The organism is Arthrobacter pascens (genome assembly GCF_030816475.1).
Taxonomy (GTDB): Bacteria; Actinomycetota; Actinomycetes; order Actinomycetales; family Micrococcaceae; genus Arthrobacter; species Arthrobacter pascens_B.
Genome location: NZ_JAUSXF010000001.1, coordinates 2,153,491 through 2,173,478, shown reverse-complemented (window position 1 = coordinate 2,173,478; position 19,988 = coordinate 2,153,491). Strand labels below are relative to the sequence as shown.

The following is a 19,988-nucleotide window of genomic DNA, read 5'->3' as shown; positions in this document are numbered from 1 at the left end:
TTCAGTTGTGGCAGAGGTCACAGCTGAACCTCCCCATCTCTGGAACACCCACAACGTCGTGTATACCACCTGGAGTCCCCATGGCTTTTCCATCCCCCAGCCCGTCACCGGTCCGCCCGCCTAAATCGGCCGCTTTCGTCATCTTCCTCTGCTTCCTTGCCATCGTGTTCGACGGCTACGACCTCGTCATCTACGGTGCCATCGTTCCCAGGCTTCTGGCCTATGAGCCGTGGCGCCTGACGGCGGTCGAGACCGGCGCCATCGGCAGCTATGCGCTGGCCGGCATGTTCATCGGCGCCATCCTCATCGGGTACCTGACTGACATTGTGGGACGGCGGAAGGTCATGATGGTGTCCATCGCGTCCTTCTCCGTGCTGATGCTGCTGGCCGCGGCTGCGCCCACCCCCGAAATGTTCGGCCTGTTCCGCTTTCTGGCCGGCCTCGGGCTTGGCGGTGTCATCCCGACGGCGATCGCCCTCACCGTCGAGTTCTCGCAGTCGAACCGGCGCAACTTCAATAACGCGCTCATGTTCTCCGGATACGCAGTCGGCGGGATCCTCGCAGCCTTGCTCTCCCTGGCTTTCCTTTCCAGCTTCGGATTCCAGGGCATGCTTGCCCTCGGTGGCATCCCCCTCGTCGGCGTCCTCCCGCTGCTGTTCAAATTCCTGCCGGAGTCTCCTGCCTACCTCGCCGCGAAGGGCGAGCGGGTCAAGGCGGAACGGCTCATCGCCGATTACGGGCTGGAGCAGCTTCCCCCGGCCCTCGGGCAGGCCGACGGGCCAACGGCAGGCCGGTTCCGCACCCTCCTGACCGGACGGCTGCCCGCTGCACTGGTTCTCTTTTGCCTGGCCGGCGTCTGCGGCCAGACTCTCGTGTACGGCCTCAACACCTGGCTGCCCCAGCTCATGGTCATTGCCAAGTATTCCCTTGCCTCTTCGCTGACGTTCCTCCTGACAGTCAACATCGGGGCGGTCGTCGGAGTGCTTGTGTCCTCCCGCCTTGCGGACAGGTTCGGCCCGCGCCCGGTCACGGCCATATCGTTCGCCAGCTCCGGAGTCGCGTTGATTCTCATGGGCACGGGCGTCATGCCCCTGCCCGCCATGTACCTGCTCGTTGCCGTTGTCGGCTTCGGATCAGTGGGAGCGCAAATCCTCGTCAACGGCTTCGTCGCCACCTACTTCCCCGGAGCGACCCGCGCCACCGCCCTTGGCATTACGCTCGGCATCGGGCGGATCGGTGCCGTGCTTGCCATATCCGGTGGCGGCGTGCTGATCGCCGCAGCCCTGGGCACCTTCATTAACTTCTCTGTCTGGGCCATCGCGGCAGTGATCGGTGCGGCCGCCGTCCTGACAGTGCCCCGGCTCCGGACCGTTCCCTCCTCGCCTGACACCGTCCAGGCGGTCGCTGCCCCATCGCCTTCAGTCCAGGCCGTTCCCTAGCCATAAGGATCAGGATTCAAAAGGATCAGTAGCCCCCGGTCGGACATCCGTCCGGCAGAAAGTCCCAGATCCAGATACGTCCCTCAACAAAAGACACAACTAAGGAGTCCCGTTGGAAACCCAGGTCATCACCGAGCACGCAGTACAGTCCACAGACGGCACCTCGATTGGCTACCGCACACTTGGTTCCGGCAGCCCGATCGTCCTGGTCCATGGCAGCATCTCGACCGGTGAGCAATGGCTGCCAGTGGCCGGGCAACTGGCCGCCAGCCACACTGTCTACATCATGGACCGCCGTGGCCGCGGCCTCAGCGCGGATGCCGCGGAATACTCGCTGGACACCGAATCCGACGACATCAAAGCCGTGCTGGCTGTTGCCGGCGAAGGATCCGCCCTGCTGGGCCATTCCTACGGGGCGATCTGCGCCCTCGAAGCCGTCCGCACCGGCGCCTCCGTCTCCTCGCTCGTACTCTACGAGCCCCCGCTGCCTGTGGACGCACCCACAGCCGGGGCCGCGCTGGGGCTATACGCCGCCGCTGTGGAAGCTGGCGACGGAGACAAAGCCATGCGCGTGGCTGCGGAACATTTCCTGCGCATCTCACCGGAAGATACCGAGGCCCTGGCTTCATCGCCGCTGTGGGCCGGGATGGTGGCGCTCAGTCCCACCTGGACCCGCGAGCTGGCCGAGATTGATAAGACCGATGTGTTGGTCCAGCGGTACAGCGAGACAGACGTCCCGACGCTCCTGCTTGTCGGCGAGGTGAGTCCCGTGCACCTGGTTGGCGCTTCGCGGCACCTCCGGGACAGGCTGGCGAACGGGACGGAGAATGTTTTCCCCGGGCAGAACCACTTTGCCCACGTCATTGATCCTGTCAGCGTGGCGGAGGCTATCAATGCCTTCCTGCCGCGCTAGGGGCACAGCAGCCCGTCAGGCAGCAGCAGGGGAGCGACCGGACCTGCTGCAGTGGCTAAGCTGGTTTAATCCGGATAATCAGCCTGCTGATGAAAGGAGCCGGTGCCATGCCCAAGACCGGCAAGAACGATCATGCCCGCAAGGACGAACTTCCCTCGACCCTGCAGCGCTCCGAACAGAAAGCCCAGGACACTTTCGCCAAAACCTACGATTCCGCGTTGGAGTCCTACGACAACGATGAAGGCCGTGCCGCACGCGCTGCCTACGCCTCGCTCAAGCACAGCTACGAGAAAGTGGGTGATCACTGGGAGCCGAAGGAGAAGCGGGGTCCCTCTGACAAACGCGCGGAGCAGGGAATTGGTTCATCAGAGCCCACGGCGGGAGGCGTGGACGCGAACGCCTCGAAAGAGCACCTGTATAAGCGCGCCCGGGAACTGAACATCGACGGCCGCTCGAAAATGGATAAGGACGAACTGGTCAAAGCGCTGCAGAAGGCCAATGACACCGCCACCCGGAAGGCGCGCGGGGACTGAACGCGCGAGGACTAAGGGCCATCGACGGCGGGCAGGAACCGGCCGTTCCTGATCTGTGATTCGCCGAACTCGACGGTCAGCGGCGGAATCTGCCGTGGGCCCTTGTCCCTGGTCTGCGGGCGGCCCACGGCCACATGGGGAATCCAGCGCGGGGACCTGAAGCCGAGTGCGCGGGAGCCGAGGATGAAGTCGTCCACATCGTCCACAAGCAGTTCGTCCAGCAGGTTATGCAGGCCCCGCACAAGGAAGACCCGATAGTCGTGCACTTCTGGCGGAACGTCGATCTCAAGCCCGGCCACGCTTCCGCCCCCCAGCACGATCAGCCGCTCGGCCGATCCGGCAAAGCCTTCTAAAACAGGTAGCGCCTGCAACCAGCTGACGGTCCCTCTGATGGCTGCGTCGGTGCTGGTCATCCCTTTGGTCCAATCCGCGACTTCCTGGGCTAAGTCCGGCAAAATGCCGATGTGCAACAGCGTAAGGTGCAGCCCCTGCACCCTGCGCAAGGCATTGACATGGTTGCCCAAGGCCTCGTAGTCAGAGCCGCCATTGCCCACTCCGAGTACCGGGACCTCCACCGTGATGCGCGGAAGCGCCTGCATCCGGACGCCTTGAGGCGGACCGTTAAAGTCTTGCTGCGGAACGTTCAGGTGAGCTGCGAGAACATGTCGTTCCCGCTTGCAGTCGTGGCCGGGACTTCCTGCAGTACATCCCAGTGCTCGATGATCTTCCCGTCGTCGCCGAACCGGAAAATATCCACGGCAGCCGAGTTGAACGTCTTGTAGTGCGAATGGACGGCCACAAAATCACCGTCGGCGATCATCCGGTGGACTTCGACGTCCACCGGCCCCAACCTGGAAAAGAAGTCCTTGACAGCCTGCAGGCCGTTGCCGGCCTGTGGATTGTGCTGCTTGTAATCCGGCACGATCAGCTCATTGAAGGCCTCGGTGTCTCCGGCCCGAAAGGCATCGAAGAGCCGGGCCAACGTCTCCTTGTTGGCTTCGCTTGTGGCCATGATAATTCCTCCTGGCAAACCGTCCGTTCGGTGTGGCTCATAGCGTACGCGCGGCTCCCCGGGTCAACAAGCTAAAAGCCGAAGAGGGGCGGGAAGGCCACTATCACGACGGCGGCCCACGCTCCGTAGGCGGGCAGGTACTGGGTTTGCCAGCGCTCGAGTGCCGCGAACGGGCGCCGGCCGCGCAGGAATCCGACGGCTAGCCAGGCGGCGCGGACCAGGTGCACCAGCAGCAGGAGGTTCAGGCCCAGCGCTGCGATCTTGTTGGGGCTATAGCCGAATTCGGCGATCCGGGCCAGCATCGCGGCCAGCATCACGGCGTCTACTGCAAGGGCCGCCAGGACGAGCACCAACTGAAGGGTATCGAACAGGCCGGCCGGGGCGAGCGGGTCGCGCGCGGAAATGGAATAGAGCAGCAGGCACAGGACGAGCAGCAGGATTGCGTCCATGAGGATGAGCAGGTTGCGGTCGATGGTGACAAAGCCGCCCGCAGCAGCCAGCACGGCCAGAAGCCCCAGCAGCATGACGATAGTCAGGGGCGTGAAGACGCGGGTGAGGACTGGGGCGATGTTTTCCACAACGTGCTGCTTGGCTTCGACGAGCCACGCCGCCACCACCAATGCGCCCGGCACAGCGAAGGGCAGGATCCAGCTTTCGAGGACCGGTTCGAAGTCGACGCCAAGGATCTGGAGTGTCGCGAGGGTCAGTGCGACCAGGACGCCGCCGCCCAGCGCCAGCAGCGTGTAATAGATCGCAAGCTCGCCGGTGAACCGGACGAAATCCATGCGCCGCTTGTCCGAACGCCACCTGCCACCGACGTACGCCACTCCCGCCAGCAACCACAGGGCGACAGGGGCATGCAGGGCCGCTAGTACGCCGGTGGACCCGCCGGAGGAGAAGGGATAGACGTTGAGTACCACCGCCAGCACGGCGAAGGGGATGAGCAGCATCGCCGTCGTCGCCCCGTTGAAGCGTCGCTTCCACGCGAAGTAGGCGGCCAGGAACGGGAAGACGAACAGGCCCAGGTTGCGTGTCAGCGCAGCGTCGTCCCCGATCCATGCCGATCCGGCCTTGACTGCCACACCCGCCCCTACAGCGAGTGCCAGGACGACCGCCAGTTCGCGCCCTCGAGGCGCGCTGCCGCCGTCGGAACCCTCCGGCACGAGGACGAGCTGCTTCCACAGCCGCTCGGAGTGTTCACGGGCAAACTCGTGCGAGACCGCGTCCAGGTTGCCCAGGCGCTTAATCGCGACGAGGAAGGCCTCCTCATCATCCAGTCCTGTCGCCTGCCGGTCAGCGATCTGCCCCCGCAGATGGTCCTCCAGCTCGTCGACATCGGCGGGGGAGATTGCCTGGTTCCGCTGGACGTAGCCGCGCCACCGGTCGATCTGGGCCTCCAGCTCAGCGTGCGGGTCCATCACGCCCACCCCTCCACGGCGCCCGGAGACGGCTGGGTGGAACGCCACACCTGCCGAAGCGCCTCCGCAACGACGGTCCATTGCTGTTGACGCTCAGCCAGCGCGTCCCGCCCCGAGGGAGTTATGGCGTAGTGCTTCCGCCGGCGCCCGGTCTCGGAGGTACCCCACGACGCCGAAACGTAGCCGAGCCGCTCGAGCCGGTGCAGCAGCGGGTAGAGCATGCCGTCGGTCCACTGCATGCCGCCGCCGGATAACTCACTCACGCGCTTCAGGATTGCGTAGCCGTAAAGGTCGCCCTCGGACAGTATGCCCAGCACAAGAGGTGTGGCGGAGGCGGCCACCAGGTCTTTGTCAATGCGCACCGAAACTCCTATACATAGATGTGAAGGGTATCAAACATAGCAGCTCTACGTATAGCCATTCGCCTCTCACCGGCCATAACTCCCCGGCGGAAGCTGCCAGTTACCTGAGACTTTTCGAAGACCTGACGGTACCCTCTGTGCTTTCATGTTCGTTTTCGATACGATCCGGACATAGGTGTTGTGATCCCCGCCACTTGATTTACAAGGGAGTAAACATGTCCAGCCACGACAATGATTTTTTCGCCACTGCGAAGGCCGACCTGAATCGCCGGACTCTGCTAAGGACCCTGGGAATCGGTGCTGCCGGTATCGCCGCCGCCCCGCTCCTGTCCGCCTGCACCGGGGGCGGCTCACCCTCCGGCGGGGGCTCATCCTCGAAATCCCTGACCTTCGGGTCGAACGCTTCGGATGACGTGCCGAAGCGGGCCTACCAGGCGGTCACCGACGCCTTCACCAAGAAGACGGGGAATACGGTGACCACCAACGTGGTCCCGCACAACGATTTCCAGAACAAGATCAACAGCTACCTGCAAGGCAGCCCGGACGATTCGTTTACCTGGTTCTCCGGCTACCGGATGCGCTTCTACGCCGGCAAGGGCCTGGTTGCCCCGATCGACGATGTCTGGGACAAGATTGGCGGCAACTTCTCGGACGCCATGAAGAAGGCGTCCACCGGTGACGACGGCAAGATGTACTTCGTCCCCAACTACAACTACCCCTGGGCGTTCTTCTACCGGAAGAGCCTGTGGGCGCAGAAGGGCTACGAAGTTCCGAAGACTTTCGACGCACTCAAGACCCTCGCCGCCAAGATGAAGGCAGATGGCCTGATCCCCATCGAGTTCGCGGACAAGGACGGATGGCCCGCCATGGGCACATTCGACTACATCAACATGCGGCTGAACGGCTACCAGTTCCACCTGGATCTTGCCGCCCACAAGGAATCCTGGGACCAGAAGAAGGTCAGCGATGTCTTCGACACCTGGAAGGCTTTGCTGCCCTTCCAGAACCCGAACGCCCTGGGCATGACGTGGCAGGACGCTGCGCAGAGCCTCGGCGGGCAGAAATCCGGCATGTACCTCCTTGGTTCCTTCGTCACCCAGCAGTTCACGGACAAGGCAGTGCTGGATGACATCGACATGTTCCCCTTCCCCGAGCTGGCGATGGAGGGCACAGACGCAGTCGAGGCTCCCATTGACGGCGTTATGCTCTCCAAGAGAGGCGGAGACAACCAGGCGGCCAAGGACTTCCTCGCTTACGTCGGCAGCCCTGAAGGCCAGAACGTATACGCCTCCGTGGACCCGTCCAATATCCAGGCAGCGAAGGGCTCCGACACCTCCAAGTTCTCGCCCCTGAACAAGAAGTGCGCGCAGATGATCGCCGATGCCAAGAGCATCAGCCAGTTCTTTGACCGGGATGCCCTTCCGGCCATGGCCAACAACGTGATGATCCCCGCACTGCAGAGCTTCATCAAGGACGGCAGCGTGGATGTGAAGAACCTGGAGTCCCAGGCCAAGGCACTGTACGCCGCGCAGTGACGCTCCGGGCGCGAAAGAGAATGACCGCATGAGCTCATCAACGCAAACGTCCGCAGCCGGCGCCGCCATCGCGGCGCCGGCCAGGAACCGGCGGGTACGCCGCCTTACCGGACGGGACAGAATCGTTCTCGGCATCATGGTGGCTGTCCCCACCCTGATTCAGCTGACATTGGTCTGGATCCCCACCGTGCTGTCCATCGGGCTCTCGTTCACCCGCTGGAACGGGCTGGACCTCGCCGACATCAAACCTGCGGGCATGGCCAACTACGAGTACGTGGCCCAGGACTACCCGCCCTTCTGGCCGGCCGTCCAGCACAACATCCTCTGGCTGGTCTTCCTCGCCGTCATAGCCACGCCCCTCGGCCTGCTGCTCGCAGTCCTGCTCGACCAGCAGATCAAGGGGAGCAAGATCTACCAGAGCATCTTCTTCACTCCTGTGATGCTTTCACTGGCCCTGATCGGCGTCATCTGGCAGTTGTTCTACAACCGGGACAACGGTCTGCTGAACTACCTTCTCGGCACCGCCGGCACGTCGGGCGCCGTGGACTGGTTCGGCGACTCCAGCGTGAACATCTGGGCGGCGCTGTTCGCGGCAACGTGGCGGCACGCCGGATACGTCATGATTCTCTACCTGGCAGGGTTGAAAGGGGTGGACCCTTCCCTTCGGGAGGCAGCGGCGCTCGACGGCGCCAACGCCACCCAGACGTTCTTCAGGGTGGTTTTCCCTGCCATGCGCCCGGTCAACATCGTCATCATCGTGATCACGATCATTGAGTCGCTGCGTGCCTTCGACATCGTCTATGTCATCAACCGCGGAACCAACGGCCTTGAACTCATCAGCGCACTGGTGATCCAGAACCTCGTCGGCGAAGGGCAAGTGATCGGCGTCGGCTCAGCGCTGGCCGTCATACTGCTTGTCATCTCGCTGGTGCCCATCACCTGGTACCTGGCCCGGACCTTCAACAAGGGAGCGTCAGAATGAGCATCCCCGTCACCGCGCCACCCGAAACCGGCCACGCGGCCGTACCCGTGGGCAGCAAGGGCAAAAGGCATTACGGCACGCACATCTTCCTGGCGGTGATGGCCGTCATCTGGCTGATCCCGCTGGCCTGGTCCCTCTTCACGGCGCTCAGGCCCAAGGGGGACACCGACAAATACGGCTACTTCAGCCTGCAAGGCGCTTTCAACTTCGACAACTTCATCCAGGCCTGGAACCAGGGCGGATTTTCCAGGTACTTCTGGAACTCCGTGCTGATCACCGTCCCCACGGTACTGCTGACGCTCTTCTTTGCCTCACTGATGGCGTTCGCGGTCAGCCGCTTCAACTGGAAGTTCAATATCACCCTGCTGATCATGTTTACGGCGGGCAACCTGCTGCCCCCGCAGGTGCTGGCAGCACCGCTGTTCGAAATGTTCAAGCATTTCAACCTGCCGTACTGGTTCAGCGATTCCGGCAACCTCCTGAACACCTACATCAGCGTCATTGCGGTCGACATGGCCTTCCAGATCGGCTTTGTCACCTTCGTCCTCTCGAACTACATGCGGGCACTCTCGCCGGACCTGACGGAGGCGGCGCTGGTGGACGGTGCCAGTGTGTGGACGCAGTACTGGTCCATCATCCTGCCGCTCACGCGCCCTGCCCTGGCCGCTATGGCCACCCTTGAAGTCATCTTCATCTACAACGACTTCTTCTGGCCGCTCCTGTTCATCCAAAGCGGTGACAGGCTGCCGGTAACCACCGCAATCAACAACCTCCAGGGCACCTTCCTCTCCAACTACAACCTGATCGCGGCAGGCGCCATGATCACAGCCATCCCCACCTTGATCATCTACGTCATCCTGCAACGTCATTTTGTGGCCGGCCTCACCCTCGGCTCAAGCAAGGGCTGACGCCATGCACTCGTGAGGAGCCGCCTTGGAATCGTTATACCTGCGTTCAGGCGGCCGTAGCCTCCTGATCGATCTTTCCGCGCAGGAGCCTGCCTTTGTCCACTGGGGCGCGGACCTCGGCGAGGACCTGCCCGAGCCGGGCCTGCTGCAGGACCCGGTTCCGCCGTCGTCGTTGGACATTCCGGTCCGGATGGGCGTCCTGCCGCAGGCCTCCTCAGGGTGGCGGGGCCGTCCCGGCCTCCGGGGCAGCCGCGACGGCACGGATTTCTCTCCCCGGCTGCGGCTGGTCTCCGCTGAACGCACCGCAGCCGCAGCCGGCGTAATCACCCAGTCCGACCCCGCACTAGGCATGAGCGTGCGCACAGAACTGCTCCTGGACGCCGGCGGCCTGCTGAGCCTGCGCCACGAACTGACGAACGACGCCGGCGCGGACTACCGGCTCGAAGGCCTCGAGCTGGTCCTGCCAGTTGGCCCGGCCGCCGCCGAACTGCTCGACCTCACCGGCCGCTGGTGCCGTGAACGCCACCCCCAGCGACACCCCCTCCAGCAGGGCACCTGGGTCCGGTCCGGACGCCACGGACGCACCGGCCACGACTCCAGCCTGATCCTGGCAGCCGGCTCCGCCGGCTTCGGCAACCGGAGCGGCGAGGTGTGGGCGGTGCATCTGGGCTGGAGCGGAAACCACGAAACCTTCGCCGACACCCTGGCCAGCGCACGCACAGTCCTCGGCGCCGGCGAACTGCTCGGATCCGGCGAGGTAACCCTGACGGCCGGCTCTTCGTACCGGACGCCCTGGCTCTACGCCGCCTACTCCGACAGCGGCCTGGACGGCATCACCGAATCGTTCTACCGCTGGTTCCGCAGCCGCCCCCAGCACCCGGCAAGTCCGCGGCCGGTAGTCCTGAACACCTGGGAAGCGGTGTACTTCGACCATCATCTGGACACGCTTACCGACCTCGCCGAATCCGGCGCGGACCTCGGCGTCGAACGCTTCGTCCTCGACGACGGCTGGTTCCGGGGCCGCCGCGACGATACCAGGGGACTCGGTGACTGGTACGTGGACGAAACAACCTGGCCCGACGGACTCACGCCGCTGATCGACGCGGTCACGGCGCGCGGCATGGATTTCGGCCTCTGGGTGGAACCGGAGATGGTCAATGAAGACTCCGACATCATCCGGGAGCACCCCGACTGGATCTCCGGCCCGGCCTTCCCGAACGGCACAGTCCGCATCCCGGAGCGCTGGCGAAACCAACAGGTACTGGACCTGGCGAACCCCGACGCCTGGAACTACGTCCACGAACGGCTCGACACCCTGCTGACCGAATACAACATCAGCTACCTCAAGTGGGACCAGAACCGCGACCTGACGGAAATGGGCCACGACGGAAAACCATCGGTGCATGCGCAGACGGAGGCTGTCTACCGGCTCCTGGACACCCTCCGCGCAGCCCACCCGGGCGTCGAAATCGAAAGCTGCTCATCCGGGGGAGCACGCGTGGACCTCGGCATCCTCGAACGGACCGACCGGATCTGGACCTCGGACTGCAACGACGCCCTGGAGAGGCAGACCATCCAGCGCTGGACCGAACTCATCATCCCGCCCGAACTGGTGGGCGCCCACATCGGACCCACCACATCACACACGACCCACCGCACGCACAGCCTGTCCTTCAGGGCGTTGACTGCCTTTTTCGGTCACTTCGGAATGGAATGGGATGTCCGGACCGTGACAGGCCAGGAAAGGGACGAGCTCAGGCAGGTCATCGCACTCTACAAGCTGTACCGCGGCCTCATCCACACAGGACGGGCCATCAACAGTGACCATCCCGATCCCGCTCTGCTTCTGCGCGGCGTGATATCCGAGGACACCAGGGAAGGCCTGTTCATTCTGGCTGCACTGGCCACGTCCAGCTACGAGATGCCCGGGCCGGTGTGCCTGCCCGGGCTGGAAGCGAAAACACGGTACAAGGTTGAAGTCGTGTATCCGACGGCCAAAACCACCTTCACCCAGGCCGTTCCTCCCGCGTGGACCCTGGGGGAAGCGGAGGCTACCGGCCAGTTCCTCGCCCACGTCGGCTTACCGATGCCAAACCTCAACCCCGAACATGCCATCCTGATTGCCGTCACGGCCGTCTGAGGACCGCTGCCCTCTGACAGCTTCCGCAGCCTGACGGCTTCGTTCCGTGCGATGCATCAGGCCCGGCCATCCGTCTCGAGGAGATCGACCAGGAGGGGCCGTGTTCCCTTGTGGAACGCTATTCCCTCGGGCAGTCCTTCCACCCGAACGTGGGACCCCGAGACGTCCATCGTGACGCTGGCGCCACCCACGGGCAGGTTGACGGTGTGCAGGTTTCCCCACGACGGGGGCAAAGCGGGGTCAATCCACAGGCCGCCCAGGGGGACGTTGGCCTCATACCGGAGGAGGCTCCTCAGCAGCATCACCGGCGTGGCCGAAGCCCAGGCCTGGGGAGAGCACGCCGTCGGATAGGGGAGGGGTTCGGGGTAATCGGTCCGGCTAAAGCCGCAGAACAGTTCGGGGAGCCGGTTGTCGGTGTACTCGGCGGCTTCCATCAGCGCAATGGATAGCTGCTGTGCCTCCCTGACGAAGCCGTACCGCATGAGGCCGGCAACGATGAGAGCGTTATCGTGTGGCCAGACGGAGCCGTTGTGGTAGCTGACCGGGTTGTAGGCCCCCATGTCCGTTGCCAGGGTCCGCACTCCCCAGCCGCTGAACATTTCCGGGGACATGAGCCGCCGGACAACCTGGCGTGCCTTGTCGTCATCCACGATGCCGGACCACAGGCAGTGGCCCATGTTGGATGCGCACGCGTCGACAGGGCGTTTGTCTCCGTCAAGGGCGATCGCGTAGTACCCGCGGTCCGGCAGCCAGAACTGTTCGTTGAACTGCTTTTTCAGCCGCAGGGCACGTTCCCGCAAGTCAAAAGCAAGAGCCTTGTCGCCGGCGTCGTAGGCAATCCAAGCGCGGGCGAAGTAGGCGCTGTAGACGTAGCCCTGCACCTCGCACAGCGCGATGGGAGCCTCCGCAATCCTTCCATCAGCGAAATTGACCCCGTCCCAGGAATCCTTCCAGCCCTGGTTGATCAGGCCATGGTCATTCAGTCGCTGGTACTCGACGAACCCGTCGCCGTCTCTGTCGCCATAGTCCCGGATCCAGTCGAGGGCACGGTCTGCATGGGGCACCAGGGCGGCTATGTCCTCGGCAGGAAGGCCCCACCGGCTTGCTTCGCCCAGCAAGGTCACGAACAAAGGTGTTGCATCGGCTGTGCCGTAATAGGCTGACCTGCCGCCAAGTGCCATGCCGGTCCCGACGTCGAGCCGCACCTCGTGCAGGATCCGGCCCGGTTGCTCTTCGGTCACCGGATTGACTTTCGTACCCTGCCTGTCCGCCAGGGTCTGCAGTGTGCCCAAGGCAAGGGTTGCGTCGACGGGCAGGACCATGAAGGACGACAGCAACGAGTCCCGGCCGAACAATGCCATGAACCATGGTGCTCCGGCCGCGACGACCATCCGCTCAGGATGGTCGGGGTCGACAATGCGCAGGGCGCCGATGTCATCGTGGCTGCGCAGGAGGCTTCGTTCGACGGAGGGATCGTCGATGTGGGGAAGCGGGATGCGGGCCTCCCAGGCCTGCTGGCGCTGCTCCTGCGCTGAAATCATGGCGGCCGAGAGGACTTGTGTGGGCATGCCCACATCGACGTCGGTTTCGGCTGTCAGCGGCAAGAGGGTGACCCGTACAGACCATTCACCGTGCGGCGGGACGATCATGTGCCGGAGGAAACCTTCGGCAGTGGCGCTTGCGTCGCGCATTCGCACGACAATCCCTTTCCTCGTCTCCTGCCAGTCCGCTTCGATCGTCAGCGACCCGGCCTTGGAGCGCCGGGTCTGCTCCCAGGTCCGCCGGATTCGGCCGTCCTTCACTTCGAAAAGGTCCGCGAAGTCCGACTCCACGGCGAGGGCGATCTCGCAGGCAGCCGGTTGAAGGGAATAGTTGTGGATGGTGATGTCCTCCAGGATGCCTGCCCCAAGTTCACGCTTGCGTTCCACCGTCAGCGGGCTATCGGCACCACCGTCTGAACGGGCCGCCCGCCCGATGTACTTGCCTTGGAAGGGCGAAGGGGTCCACGCGCCCAGGGGTTCCAGCGGTTGCCCGTTCACTGTAAGCGTCCACCGGGACAGGATCCTGGTGTCCCGATAGAACACACCGTGCGGATGATGCGGGAAGATGTCGCCGTTCGGCAGCGAAATGCAAAAAGAGGACCCCGCCACCAGGGTCACGGCTCCCTGCCCGGTGGTTCCGGCAACGTTGTCCGCATTCCATCCAGCCATGACAGGCTCCTCGTCAAACAGCACACCTTGAATTGAGCTGAATCTACGCCCATCACCGGGGGCTTGCCAGATACCGGTCAGGCGGCACTGCCCGCAGTGGCTCTGGCATCGGATCGTCAGCAAGAGTAGCGTCCAAGGCGGATACCCACCTTCAGGAGGTCCCCATGGGCAGCGCTGACTATGAATTCCAGACGGTCTGGCGGGTAGCCGGGACTCCGGATGAGGTCGCAGCCATCCTCGGCGACGCCACCGCCCTTCCCCGCTGGTGGCCGTCGGTATACCTTGCGGCTGAGCCTTCCGTCGGGAACATGGAGAATCGTCCTTCCTCCGGCCTCCCCGGACCGGTGCACCTACATACGAAGGGTTGGCTGCCCTACACGCTCCGCTGGACGCTGACTGTCACCGAACCCGTCACCAGCCGCGGGCTCGCGCTCACCGCGGCAGGAGACCTGAACGGAACGGGCCGCTGGACGTTCGAGGAGGACGGACCGGAAACGGTGATCACCTACGACTGGCGGGTAAGTGCCGCCAAACCGCTGCTGCGCCGCCTGAGCTGGCTCCTGAAGCCGGCCTTCGCGGCGAACCACCGCTGGGCGATGGCCCGCGGCCAGGAGAGCCTCGCGCTGGAACTCCGGCGTCGTCGGGATCCAGGAAACGCCCGGTCCGTTCCGCCTCCTCCGCCGCCCACATTCCGCCTGCCGACTTTCAGGAACCATGCGTAGCGGGCTGCCCGCTCTATGTATTCCAGGAGTAGGGTGGCCTCAGCCGACGAAGGGGTCCTGATGAGCTACAAGTATCGAACCGTCCGGGTTCGTGGCACCGATCTGGTGGGAACCATTGCCCGCAAACACGGAGGCGCACCGGAGATCTATGAGACCTCGAAGGACGCGAGCACTTCCGTAGTTCCGGTGTTTTTCCCGGCAACTGGCGAGGTTCGATTCTTCGACCGGTCGGTGCTGGAGGACGTTGTGGGACCGGCCGATTAGGCGTGGCAATTCATCGTTGAGAGTGGTTCCGGGTCGGAGTAGGGTGGCCTCACCTTCACCTCGCACCACCCTCACTCGGGAGTCACCATGCCATCCACAACACGTCAAATGGCTGCCGTGACGGCAGCTCTGGCTTTGAGCGTCACGGTCGGCTTCGTCGCCAGCCCCGCGTTCGCCGATCCGCGGGAGACTGACAAGACGGCGACCGCCACCGGGTACGGCGGCGCGGTAAGCACCGTGGATCCAGAGGCGTCAGCTGCCGCGATCGAGGTCCTGAGCAAGGGTGGTAACGCCGCGGACGCCGCGGTTGCCGCGGCGGCAACCCTGGGGGTGACCGAGCCATACAGCGCCGGGATTGGCGGGGGCGGCTACTTCGTGTTCTACGATGCGAAGACCGGCCACGTGGGCACCATCGATGGCAGGGAGACCGCACCCGCAGCGATAACGCATGACGCGTTCATTGACCCAGCCACCGGCAAACCGTACAACTTCACGCCTGAGCTGGTCACGAGCGGTGTATCCGTCGGCGTCCCGGGCACGCCCGCCACCTGGGAGCGGGCCCTCGAGCGTTGGGGGTCTTTGAGCCTCGGCGAGGCCCTGAAGCCAGCCATCGAGGTCGCAACCCGCGGCTTCGTCGTGGACGAGACGTTCCGCCAGCAGACGGAAGACAACCAGCCCCGCTTTGGGGCGTTCACCTCGACGAGCAGCCTCTACCTTCCGGGCGGCGCCGCACCCGCCGTCGGAAGCGTTTTCCGGAACCCTGACCTGGCTGAGACGTACAGGCTCCTCGCGGAGCAGGGCATCAGCGCCTTTTACAACGGCCCGCTCGCGGCGGAGATTGCGGCAACAGTCCAGGCTCCGCCGAAGACTGCCACCGCCACACTGCCTGTCCCGGTCGGGCACATGACGACCGCGGATCTCGCTGCGTACCGGGCTCTGGACCAGGCGCCGACGCATGTTGACTACCGCGGCCTGGACGTCTATGGCATGGCACCGTCCAGCAGCGGCGGCACCACGGTAGGGGAGTCGCTGAACATCCTGGACTCGTTCAACCTCGCCGAGATGTCCCGTCCCGACGCGCTGCACCACTACCTTGAAGCAAGCGCGCTGGCCTTCGCGGACCGCGCCAAGTATGTGGGCGACCCGGCGTTTGTCAACGTCCCCACCGCCGCGCTCACGGACCAGCTATTCGGCAAGGAACGGGCGTGCGGGATCGATCCGCAGCAGGCAGCGGTGAAGCCGGTCGCCCCCGGGGACGTGAGCTCGTACGACGGCGCGTGCCCGGCCGGGCCTGCCTCGCTCGCCGACGATAAGGACACCGAGAACATCTCGACCACCAACCTGACCGTCGCCGACAAGTGGGGCAACGTCGTCGAGTACACGCTCACCATCGAGCAGACCGGGGGATCCGGCATCGTGGTCCCCTGCCGCGGCTTCCTGCTCAACAATGAGCTGACCGACTTCTCTGCCGTCTATGACCCGTCCGACCCGAACCGGATCGACCCGGGGAAGCGCCCGCGCTCCTCGATGTCGCCGACCATCATCCTCGACGACGGCAAGCCGTTCCTGGCGCTCGGCTCGCCCGGCGGATCGACCATCATCACCACCGTCCTGCAGACAATCCTGAACCGGGTGGACCTGGGCATGAACATTTCCGATGCCATCGCTGCACCGCGGGCATCCCAACGGAACACTGCCGCTGTCACAGCCGAGGCCGCGTTCATCACTGCGTACGGAGACCAGCTGGCACCCTACGGCCATCAGTTCACGTTGGCGGGAGCTGCAGGCACATCTGCGGCCGAGATCGGCGCGGCCACCGCCATCGAGTTCCGGCCGGACGGGAGTATGGTCGCTGCTGCTGAGCCGGTGAGGCGCGGAGGCGGCTCCGCGTTGGTGCTCAAACCGCTGACTGGGGACCGATGAGGATAGACCGCCCTGGCGGCCAGGCCCGATCGGGATTGCGGAGGGAACCGTACCGGCGCGTCGTCACGGTGCGCCGGTACGTAGACGCAGGATCAGGGCGTCGAGGATCGGCAGCTGGCCTTTGACCAGTTTGGTGCGGGCGACTTGTTCCTGGGTCCACTCGGCGTGGTCGACCTCAGGGTAGCTTCGAACGACGCCGGATCCCTTCGGCCATTCCAGCGAAAAGGTGTTGCTCACAATCTCGCCTGGTTCAAACTCCGACTCTGCGCTGAACACGGTGACGACCTTGCCCGAGGGCTGGCGGAAGGTTCCAAGCAGGATGTAGTCGGCTGTGGGCGGGAGAGTGCCCATCTCCTCCGCAAACTCGCGCTTGGCCGCTGCCAGCGGATCCTCGCCGTCGAGGTACTCGCCCTTGGGGATGGACCAGGCCCCGGCATCCTTGAGGGCCCAGAAGGGCCCGCCCATGTGGGCTATCCACACCTCCAACGCCGACGTGTTCCGGCGGTACAGCAGGATGCCTGCGCTCAGAACCGGCATAGGTCCTCACCCACCGGGCCCGCTCAGCTCTCGCGGTCGATCTGCAGGTAGCTGAGTCCACTCACATCGAGCCAGAAACTGGTGGGAGTTTCCACCAGCCGCAGCAGGACGCCCTCACATGAAGTGCAGCGCACAACCATCCCCGGGCCGTCCGCATACACCGATGCCTCGCCGAAGGCCCTGACAGCGCCGCAGTGCTTGCACCGGCCGATCGCGGCAATAACGTCGAGGCGGAACAATTCCCACAGCGGACCCGCCGCAGCGTTTCCGTCCAGATGGGGGATTGGATTGCCTGCCGTTCCTGCAATATCCGGATCCCCGGGGCGCGGGTCTTCAGCGCCCGGAGAAGCGGAGCTGTCGTTGCCAGTCACCGCGTCCCTCCCGTTCCGCCGAAGCGTTCAGTCCTGATTGAGGCGGCCGGATAGCCCGCCCCTACGAGCCACTCCGCGACCGTCTCGACAAATAGTGTCTGACCGCAGATGAAAACATCGGGGGCAGGGTCCACCGGCAGGATGTTCGCCAGCAGGGTTTCCGCCGTCAGCCGCCCGGGAGCAGCCGGCCAGCCCGGTGGCGCCTTGCGGGTGTAGACGTAGTCGACGGTGAGCTTGGGCGATTCCTCGCTCAAGCTCACCAGCTCCTGACGATAGAACCCGTCCTCGGGAGATTTCAGTGAATACAGCAGCCGGAACGGTGACGGGTTCTCCGATGCCTCATGTGCGCGGATCATCGACATGAGCGGAACGATGCCGGATCCTCCCGCGATCAGCTGGACCGGGTTCATGTTCGTCGGCCGCCAGACGAACCAGCCCCCAACGGGACCGCGGATCTCCAGCTTGTCCCCAACCGCCAGGTCCCTGACGAGGTATGGGGAAACCTCGCCGTTGGCCAGTTCGTCGACGGTGATCTGCAGCATCTCGTCCATCCCGGCCGATGCCAGGGAGTAGGAGCGCACCGCTGTATAACCGTCGTCGGCCGTCAACCGGACATCGATGTGCTGACCGGGGAGGTTTCCTGTCAGTCCGTTGACCCGCAGCCCGATAGTTCTGGACGTTTCGGTTTCCGGATGACCACTGACGACGTCGGCGACATGCCACAGGGTACTCACGCGGCCTGCCTCATGAGTACCGCTCTTCACGCCAGGGGTCGCCATGCAGGTGGTAGCCGTTGGATTCCCAGAATCCCGGGATATCCTCCTGAGTCAGCTCCACTCCATTGATCCACTTGGCGCTCTTCCAGAAGTACAGGTGCGGCACAAGCAGCCGGGCTGGCCCGCCGTGTGCGCGCTCCAGAGCCTTCCCGTCGTATTCCCAGGCGATCCAGGCCTTGCCGTCGAGGAGGTCCCGCAGCGGGAGGTTTGTTGTATAGCCGCCGTAGGAGTGGGCCGTTGTGAACCTCGACGTCGTCTGCACGTCCTCGAACAACGTATCCAGGGATACGCCGCGCCACGAGGTGCCAAGCTTGGACCAGCTGGTCACGCAATGGATGTCCGTCCCGATATCGACCTGCGGTAAAGCCATGAACGCATCCCAGGACCACGTGTGGCTCCGCCCCTCCTCAGTCGTGATGAAGAACTCCCAGTCCTCGGTGGGAATATCAGGCGCCGGGCCGGCCGTCAGCACGGGAAAGCTTGCCGTCTCGTACTGCCCCGGAGGTAATGCAGGGCTGCCGGCCTGCCTTCTGCCACGAAAACCGGATGAAATGATGCCCATCAGTTACCTCCGATAGGGAGCGGCGCCGGTCGGCTGTGATCGGTTCCCCCACGATATGCCAACGGCCGGACACCGTCCAGACATTCGCGGACGGTGCGCCCTGGCCACTATCCGGGACAAGGATCTGCGCCCATAATGGCGACATGAACGCCGTCGGACCGCGGCCCTGCCCGGAGTCCGTGCATGAAGCCCGGCACCGGGGAGAGAACCGCCATTGCTGCAAGGTAAGGAGAATTCATCATGCTGAAGGAACGTGACCTCATTGCGGTCCTACCCGCGAAAGACCTGGCAAGAGCGAGGGACTTTTATCGGGATGTGATCGGCCTGGACAACCCGGAGGACATGGAGGGGAACCTGCTCTACCGCTGCGGCAACGGAACCGGTTTCCTGCTCTACGAGACTGAAAACGCGGGCAGCGCCAAGAACACCCAGATGGGCTGGGCGACGAACAATATCGAGGCCGAGATGGAGGACCTGCGCAGCCGCGGCGTCGTGTTCGAGGAGTACGACTTTCCCGGTCTCAAAACCGAGAACGGCGTCGCCACGACCGAGGGAGGAAAATCCGCCTGGTTCACAGACTCCGAAGGCAACATCCTCAACATCTTCCAGCGCCGGTAGAGCCCCCGAGGGGTCGACGTGGATCCTCGTTGGGAGGAGGATAAAAGTACAGCCACTTAAGGAGGTCTGTGATGTGCTATTCATCGTGCGAAGGATGGCAGAACTACAGGAAGGACGCCGCCCGCGAAGCCGAAGAGCGCCGGGAGACCGGGTCCCGGGAGACCCGGGAGCCTCAGGTACAGGCGGAGGAGTCCAGGATGTGGGCTTACATCGCACAGCTGGAGGAACGCGCCGAAATGGAAGCAGACCGGATTCGCGAAAAGGTCTAGGCGCAAGCACGAAAGGGAGGCCTGCACCATGCAGGCCTCCCTTTCCTATGTCCGGCTCCGGATGCGCTGGTGGCGGTTCACAGCCCCGGCTCAGGCATCCGACAGTGGCATGAAAGGGCCGGGTTCGAGGATGGGGCCATAATCGCAGCCTGTGGGGTTGCGGCCGGCGTTCTCGGGGGACGAGCCGCCGACGGAATGCGAAGCCTGCGGAAAGAGGGTAGCGCAGGGTCCGGTGGAATCCAGACGGCGGAAGCTCGGTGCCGCAGTCCGGGACAGCGCCTCCTCCTCGACCTCAGGCTTCGCCACCGCGACGCTCGTCAGCAGCATGGATTCCGGGTCCGCGGCCGAAAAAGGCGGGCCTGAAACCGGGGGACGTCATGACCAAATTCGGTGGCCGGGACCTCACGGCTGCCACGCAGCTGACCGGGGTCGTACGGGAACTGGCGGGCGGCAGCACCGCCACGGGGACCTTCCATCGCGCGGCGCTGTCAAGA

Annotated in this window: 22 protein-coding genes; 12 read left to right on the top strand and 10 right to left on the bottom strand. The window is 64.2% G+C overall.

Going from position 1 to position 19,988, the window contains the following annotated elements; all coding sequences use genetic code 11:
* Nucleotides 1–80: 80 nt before the first annotated feature.
* From QFZ40_RS10025 to QFZ40_RS10015, 3 genes are all read left to right on the top strand, one after another.
* The gene (locus QFZ40_RS10025) at nt 81–1,439 is read left to right on the top strand and encodes an MFS transporter (protein ID WP_306904187.1); all 1,359 of its coding nucleotides are present in this window, start codon (nt 81–83) and stop codon (nt 1,437–1,439) included.
* A 112-nt stretch (nt 1,440–1,551) separates the two neighbouring features.
* A complete protein-coding gene (locus tag QFZ40_RS10020) occupies nt 1,552–2,352 on the top strand; it encodes an alpha/beta fold hydrolase (RefSeq protein ID WP_306904186.1) in 801 nt (266 codons plus the stop codon).
* Nucleotides 2,353–2,459: 107 nt separating this feature from the next.
* Nucleotides 2,460–2,885 carry a ChaB family protein gene (locus QFZ40_RS10015; protein WP_306904184.1) on the top strand — a complete coding sequence of 142 codons (426 nt, stop codon included), beginning with the start codon at nt 2,460–2,462 and terminating at the stop codon, nt 2,883–2,885.
* An 11-nt stretch (nt 2,886–2,896) separates the two neighbouring features.
* Here the strand turns inward: QFZ40_RS10015 and QFZ40_RS10010 are convergent, their stop codons facing one another.
* From QFZ40_RS10010 to QFZ40_RS09995, 4 genes are all read right to left on the bottom strand, one after another.
* Nucleotides 2,897–3,484: a hypothetical protein gene (locus QFZ40_RS10010; RefSeq protein ID WP_306904183.1), complete on the bottom strand. Its 588-nt coding sequence runs from the start codon at nt 3,482–3,484 to the stop codon at nt 2,897–2,899.
* Between the two features lie 44 nt (nt 3,485–3,528).
* Nucleotides 3,529–3,897, bottom strand: coding sequence for a nuclear transport factor 2 family protein (locus tag QFZ40_RS10005; protein WP_306904182.1), 369 nt, complete (start codon nt 3,895–3,897; stop codon nt 3,529–3,531).
* Between the two features lie 71 nt (nt 3,898–3,968).
* The gene (locus tag QFZ40_RS10000) at nt 3,969–5,315 is read right to left on the bottom strand and encodes a permease prefix domain 1-containing protein (RefSeq protein ID WP_306904181.1); all 1,347 of its coding nucleotides are present in this window, start codon (nt 5,313–5,315) and stop codon (nt 3,969–3,971) included.
* Entirely contained in the window at nt 5,315–5,677 is a 363-nt protein-coding gene (locus QFZ40_RS09995) for a PadR family transcriptional regulator (protein ID WP_306904180.1), read from the bottom strand. The genes QFZ40_RS10000 and QFZ40_RS09995 overlap by 1 nt, the downstream gene beginning before the upstream one ends.
* Before the next feature lie 215 nt (nt 5,678–5,892).
* Between QFZ40_RS09995 and QFZ40_RS09990 the strand changes: the two genes are divergently transcribed.
* From QFZ40_RS09990 to QFZ40_RS09975, 4 genes are read left to right on the top strand one after another with little or no spacing between them, the layout of a single operon-like run.
* On the top strand, nt 5,893–7,212 hold the full coding sequence (locus QFZ40_RS09990; protein WP_306904179.1) for an ABC transporter substrate-binding protein: 1,320 nt from the start codon (nt 5,893–5,895) through the stop codon (nt 7,210–7,212).
* 28 nt (nt 7,213–7,240) lie between these two features.
* Entirely contained in the window at nt 7,241–8,194 is a 954-nt protein-coding gene (locus QFZ40_RS09985) for a carbohydrate ABC transporter permease (RefSeq protein WP_306904178.1), read from the top strand.
* The gene (locus tag QFZ40_RS09980; protein WP_306904177.1) at nt 8,191–9,102 is read left to right on the top strand and encodes a carbohydrate ABC transporter permease; all 912 of its coding nucleotides are present in this window, start codon (nt 8,191–8,193) and stop codon (nt 9,100–9,102) included. The genes QFZ40_RS09985 and QFZ40_RS09980 overlap by 4 nt, the downstream gene beginning before the upstream one ends.
* 25 nt (nt 9,103–9,127) lie before the next feature.
* Nucleotides 9,128–11,242, top strand: a complete 2,115-nt coding sequence (locus tag QFZ40_RS09975) for an alpha-galactosidase (RefSeq protein ID WP_306904176.1) — start codon at nt 9,128–9,130, stop codon at nt 11,240–11,242.
* A 56-nt stretch (nt 11,243–11,298) separates the two neighbouring features.
* Here QFZ40_RS09975 and QFZ40_RS09970 read toward each other — a convergent pair whose 3' ends face one another.
* Nucleotides 11,299–13,452 (bottom strand): amylo-alpha-1,6-glucosidase, encoded by a 2,154-nt coding sequence (locus tag QFZ40_RS09970; protein WP_306904175.1) that lies wholly within the window; start codon nt 13,450–13,452, stop codon nt 11,299–11,301.
* A gap of 164 nt (nt 13,453–13,616) precedes the next feature.
* Here QFZ40_RS09970 and QFZ40_RS09965 point away from each other — a divergent pair, with 164 nt between their 5' ends.
* The 3 genes from QFZ40_RS09965 (at nt 13,617) to ggt (ending at nt 16,361) form a co-directional block, all read left to right on the top strand.
* The gene (locus QFZ40_RS09965; protein ID WP_306904174.1) at nt 13,617–14,174 is read left to right on the top strand and encodes an SRPBCC family protein; all 558 of its coding nucleotides are present in this window, start codon (nt 13,617–13,619) and stop codon (nt 14,172–14,174) included.
* A 33-nt stretch (nt 14,175–14,207) separates the two neighbouring features.
* Complete coding sequence (locus tag QFZ40_RS09960) at nt 14,208–14,438, top strand: hypothetical protein (RefSeq protein ID WP_306904173.1); 231 nt, start codon at nt 14,208–14,210, stop codon at nt 14,436–14,438.
* An 87-nt stretch (nt 14,439–14,525) separates the two neighbouring features.
* The gene (ggt, locus tag QFZ40_RS09955; RefSeq protein WP_306904172.1) at nt 14,526–16,361 is read left to right on the top strand and encodes a gamma-glutamyltransferase; all 1,836 of its coding nucleotides are present in this window, start codon (nt 14,526–14,528) and stop codon (nt 16,359–16,361) included.
* A 63-nt stretch (nt 16,362–16,424) separates the two neighbouring features.
* On the opposite strand, the gene QFZ40_RS09950 is transcribed toward ggt, so the two are convergent.
* From QFZ40_RS09950 to QFZ40_RS09935, 4 genes are read right to left on the bottom strand one after another with little or no spacing between them, the layout of a single operon-like run.
* A complete protein-coding gene (locus tag QFZ40_RS09950) occupies nt 16,425–16,898 on the bottom strand; it encodes an NUDIX domain-containing protein (protein WP_306904171.1) in 474 nt (157 codons plus the stop codon).
* Nucleotides 16,899–16,921: 23 nt separating this feature from the next.
* Nucleotides 16,922–17,269 (bottom strand): DUF6510 family protein, encoded by a 348-nt coding sequence (locus QFZ40_RS09945; protein ID WP_306904170.1) that lies wholly within the window; start codon nt 17,267–17,269, stop codon nt 16,922–16,924.
* Complete coding sequence (locus QFZ40_RS09940; protein WP_306904169.1) at nt 17,266–18,003, bottom strand: ferredoxin reductase; 738 nt, start codon at nt 18,001–18,003, stop codon at nt 17,266–17,268. Before QFZ40_RS09940 ends, QFZ40_RS09945 begins: the two co-directional genes overlap by 4 nt.
* A gap of 10 nt (nt 18,004–18,013) precedes the next feature.
* Complete coding sequence (locus QFZ40_RS09935) at nt 18,014–18,607, bottom strand: sulfite oxidase-like oxidoreductase (protein ID WP_306904168.1); 594 nt, start codon at nt 18,605–18,607, stop codon at nt 18,014–18,016.
* Between the two features lie 240 nt (nt 18,608–18,847).
* On the opposite strand from QFZ40_RS09935, the gene QFZ40_RS09930 reads away from it, so the two are divergent.
* Both QFZ40_RS09930 and QFZ40_RS09925 read left to right on the top strand, forming a co-directional pair.
* Complete coding sequence (locus tag QFZ40_RS09930) at nt 18,848–19,225, top strand: VOC family protein (protein WP_306904166.1); 378 nt, start codon at nt 18,848–18,850, stop codon at nt 19,223–19,225.
* Nucleotides 19,226–19,296: 71 nt separating this feature from the next.
* Entirely contained in the window at nt 19,297–19,494 is a 198-nt protein-coding gene (locus tag QFZ40_RS09925) for a hypothetical protein (RefSeq protein ID WP_306904164.1), read from the top strand.
* Nucleotides 19,495–19,584: 90 nt separating this feature from the next.
* Here the strand turns inward: QFZ40_RS09925 and QFZ40_RS09920 are convergent, their stop codons facing one another.
* Nucleotides 19,585–19,821: a hypothetical protein gene (locus QFZ40_RS09920; protein ID WP_306904163.1), complete on the bottom strand. Its 237-nt coding sequence runs from the start codon at nt 19,819–19,821 to the stop codon at nt 19,585–19,587.
* Nucleotides 19,822–19,988: the final 167 nt, after the last annotated feature.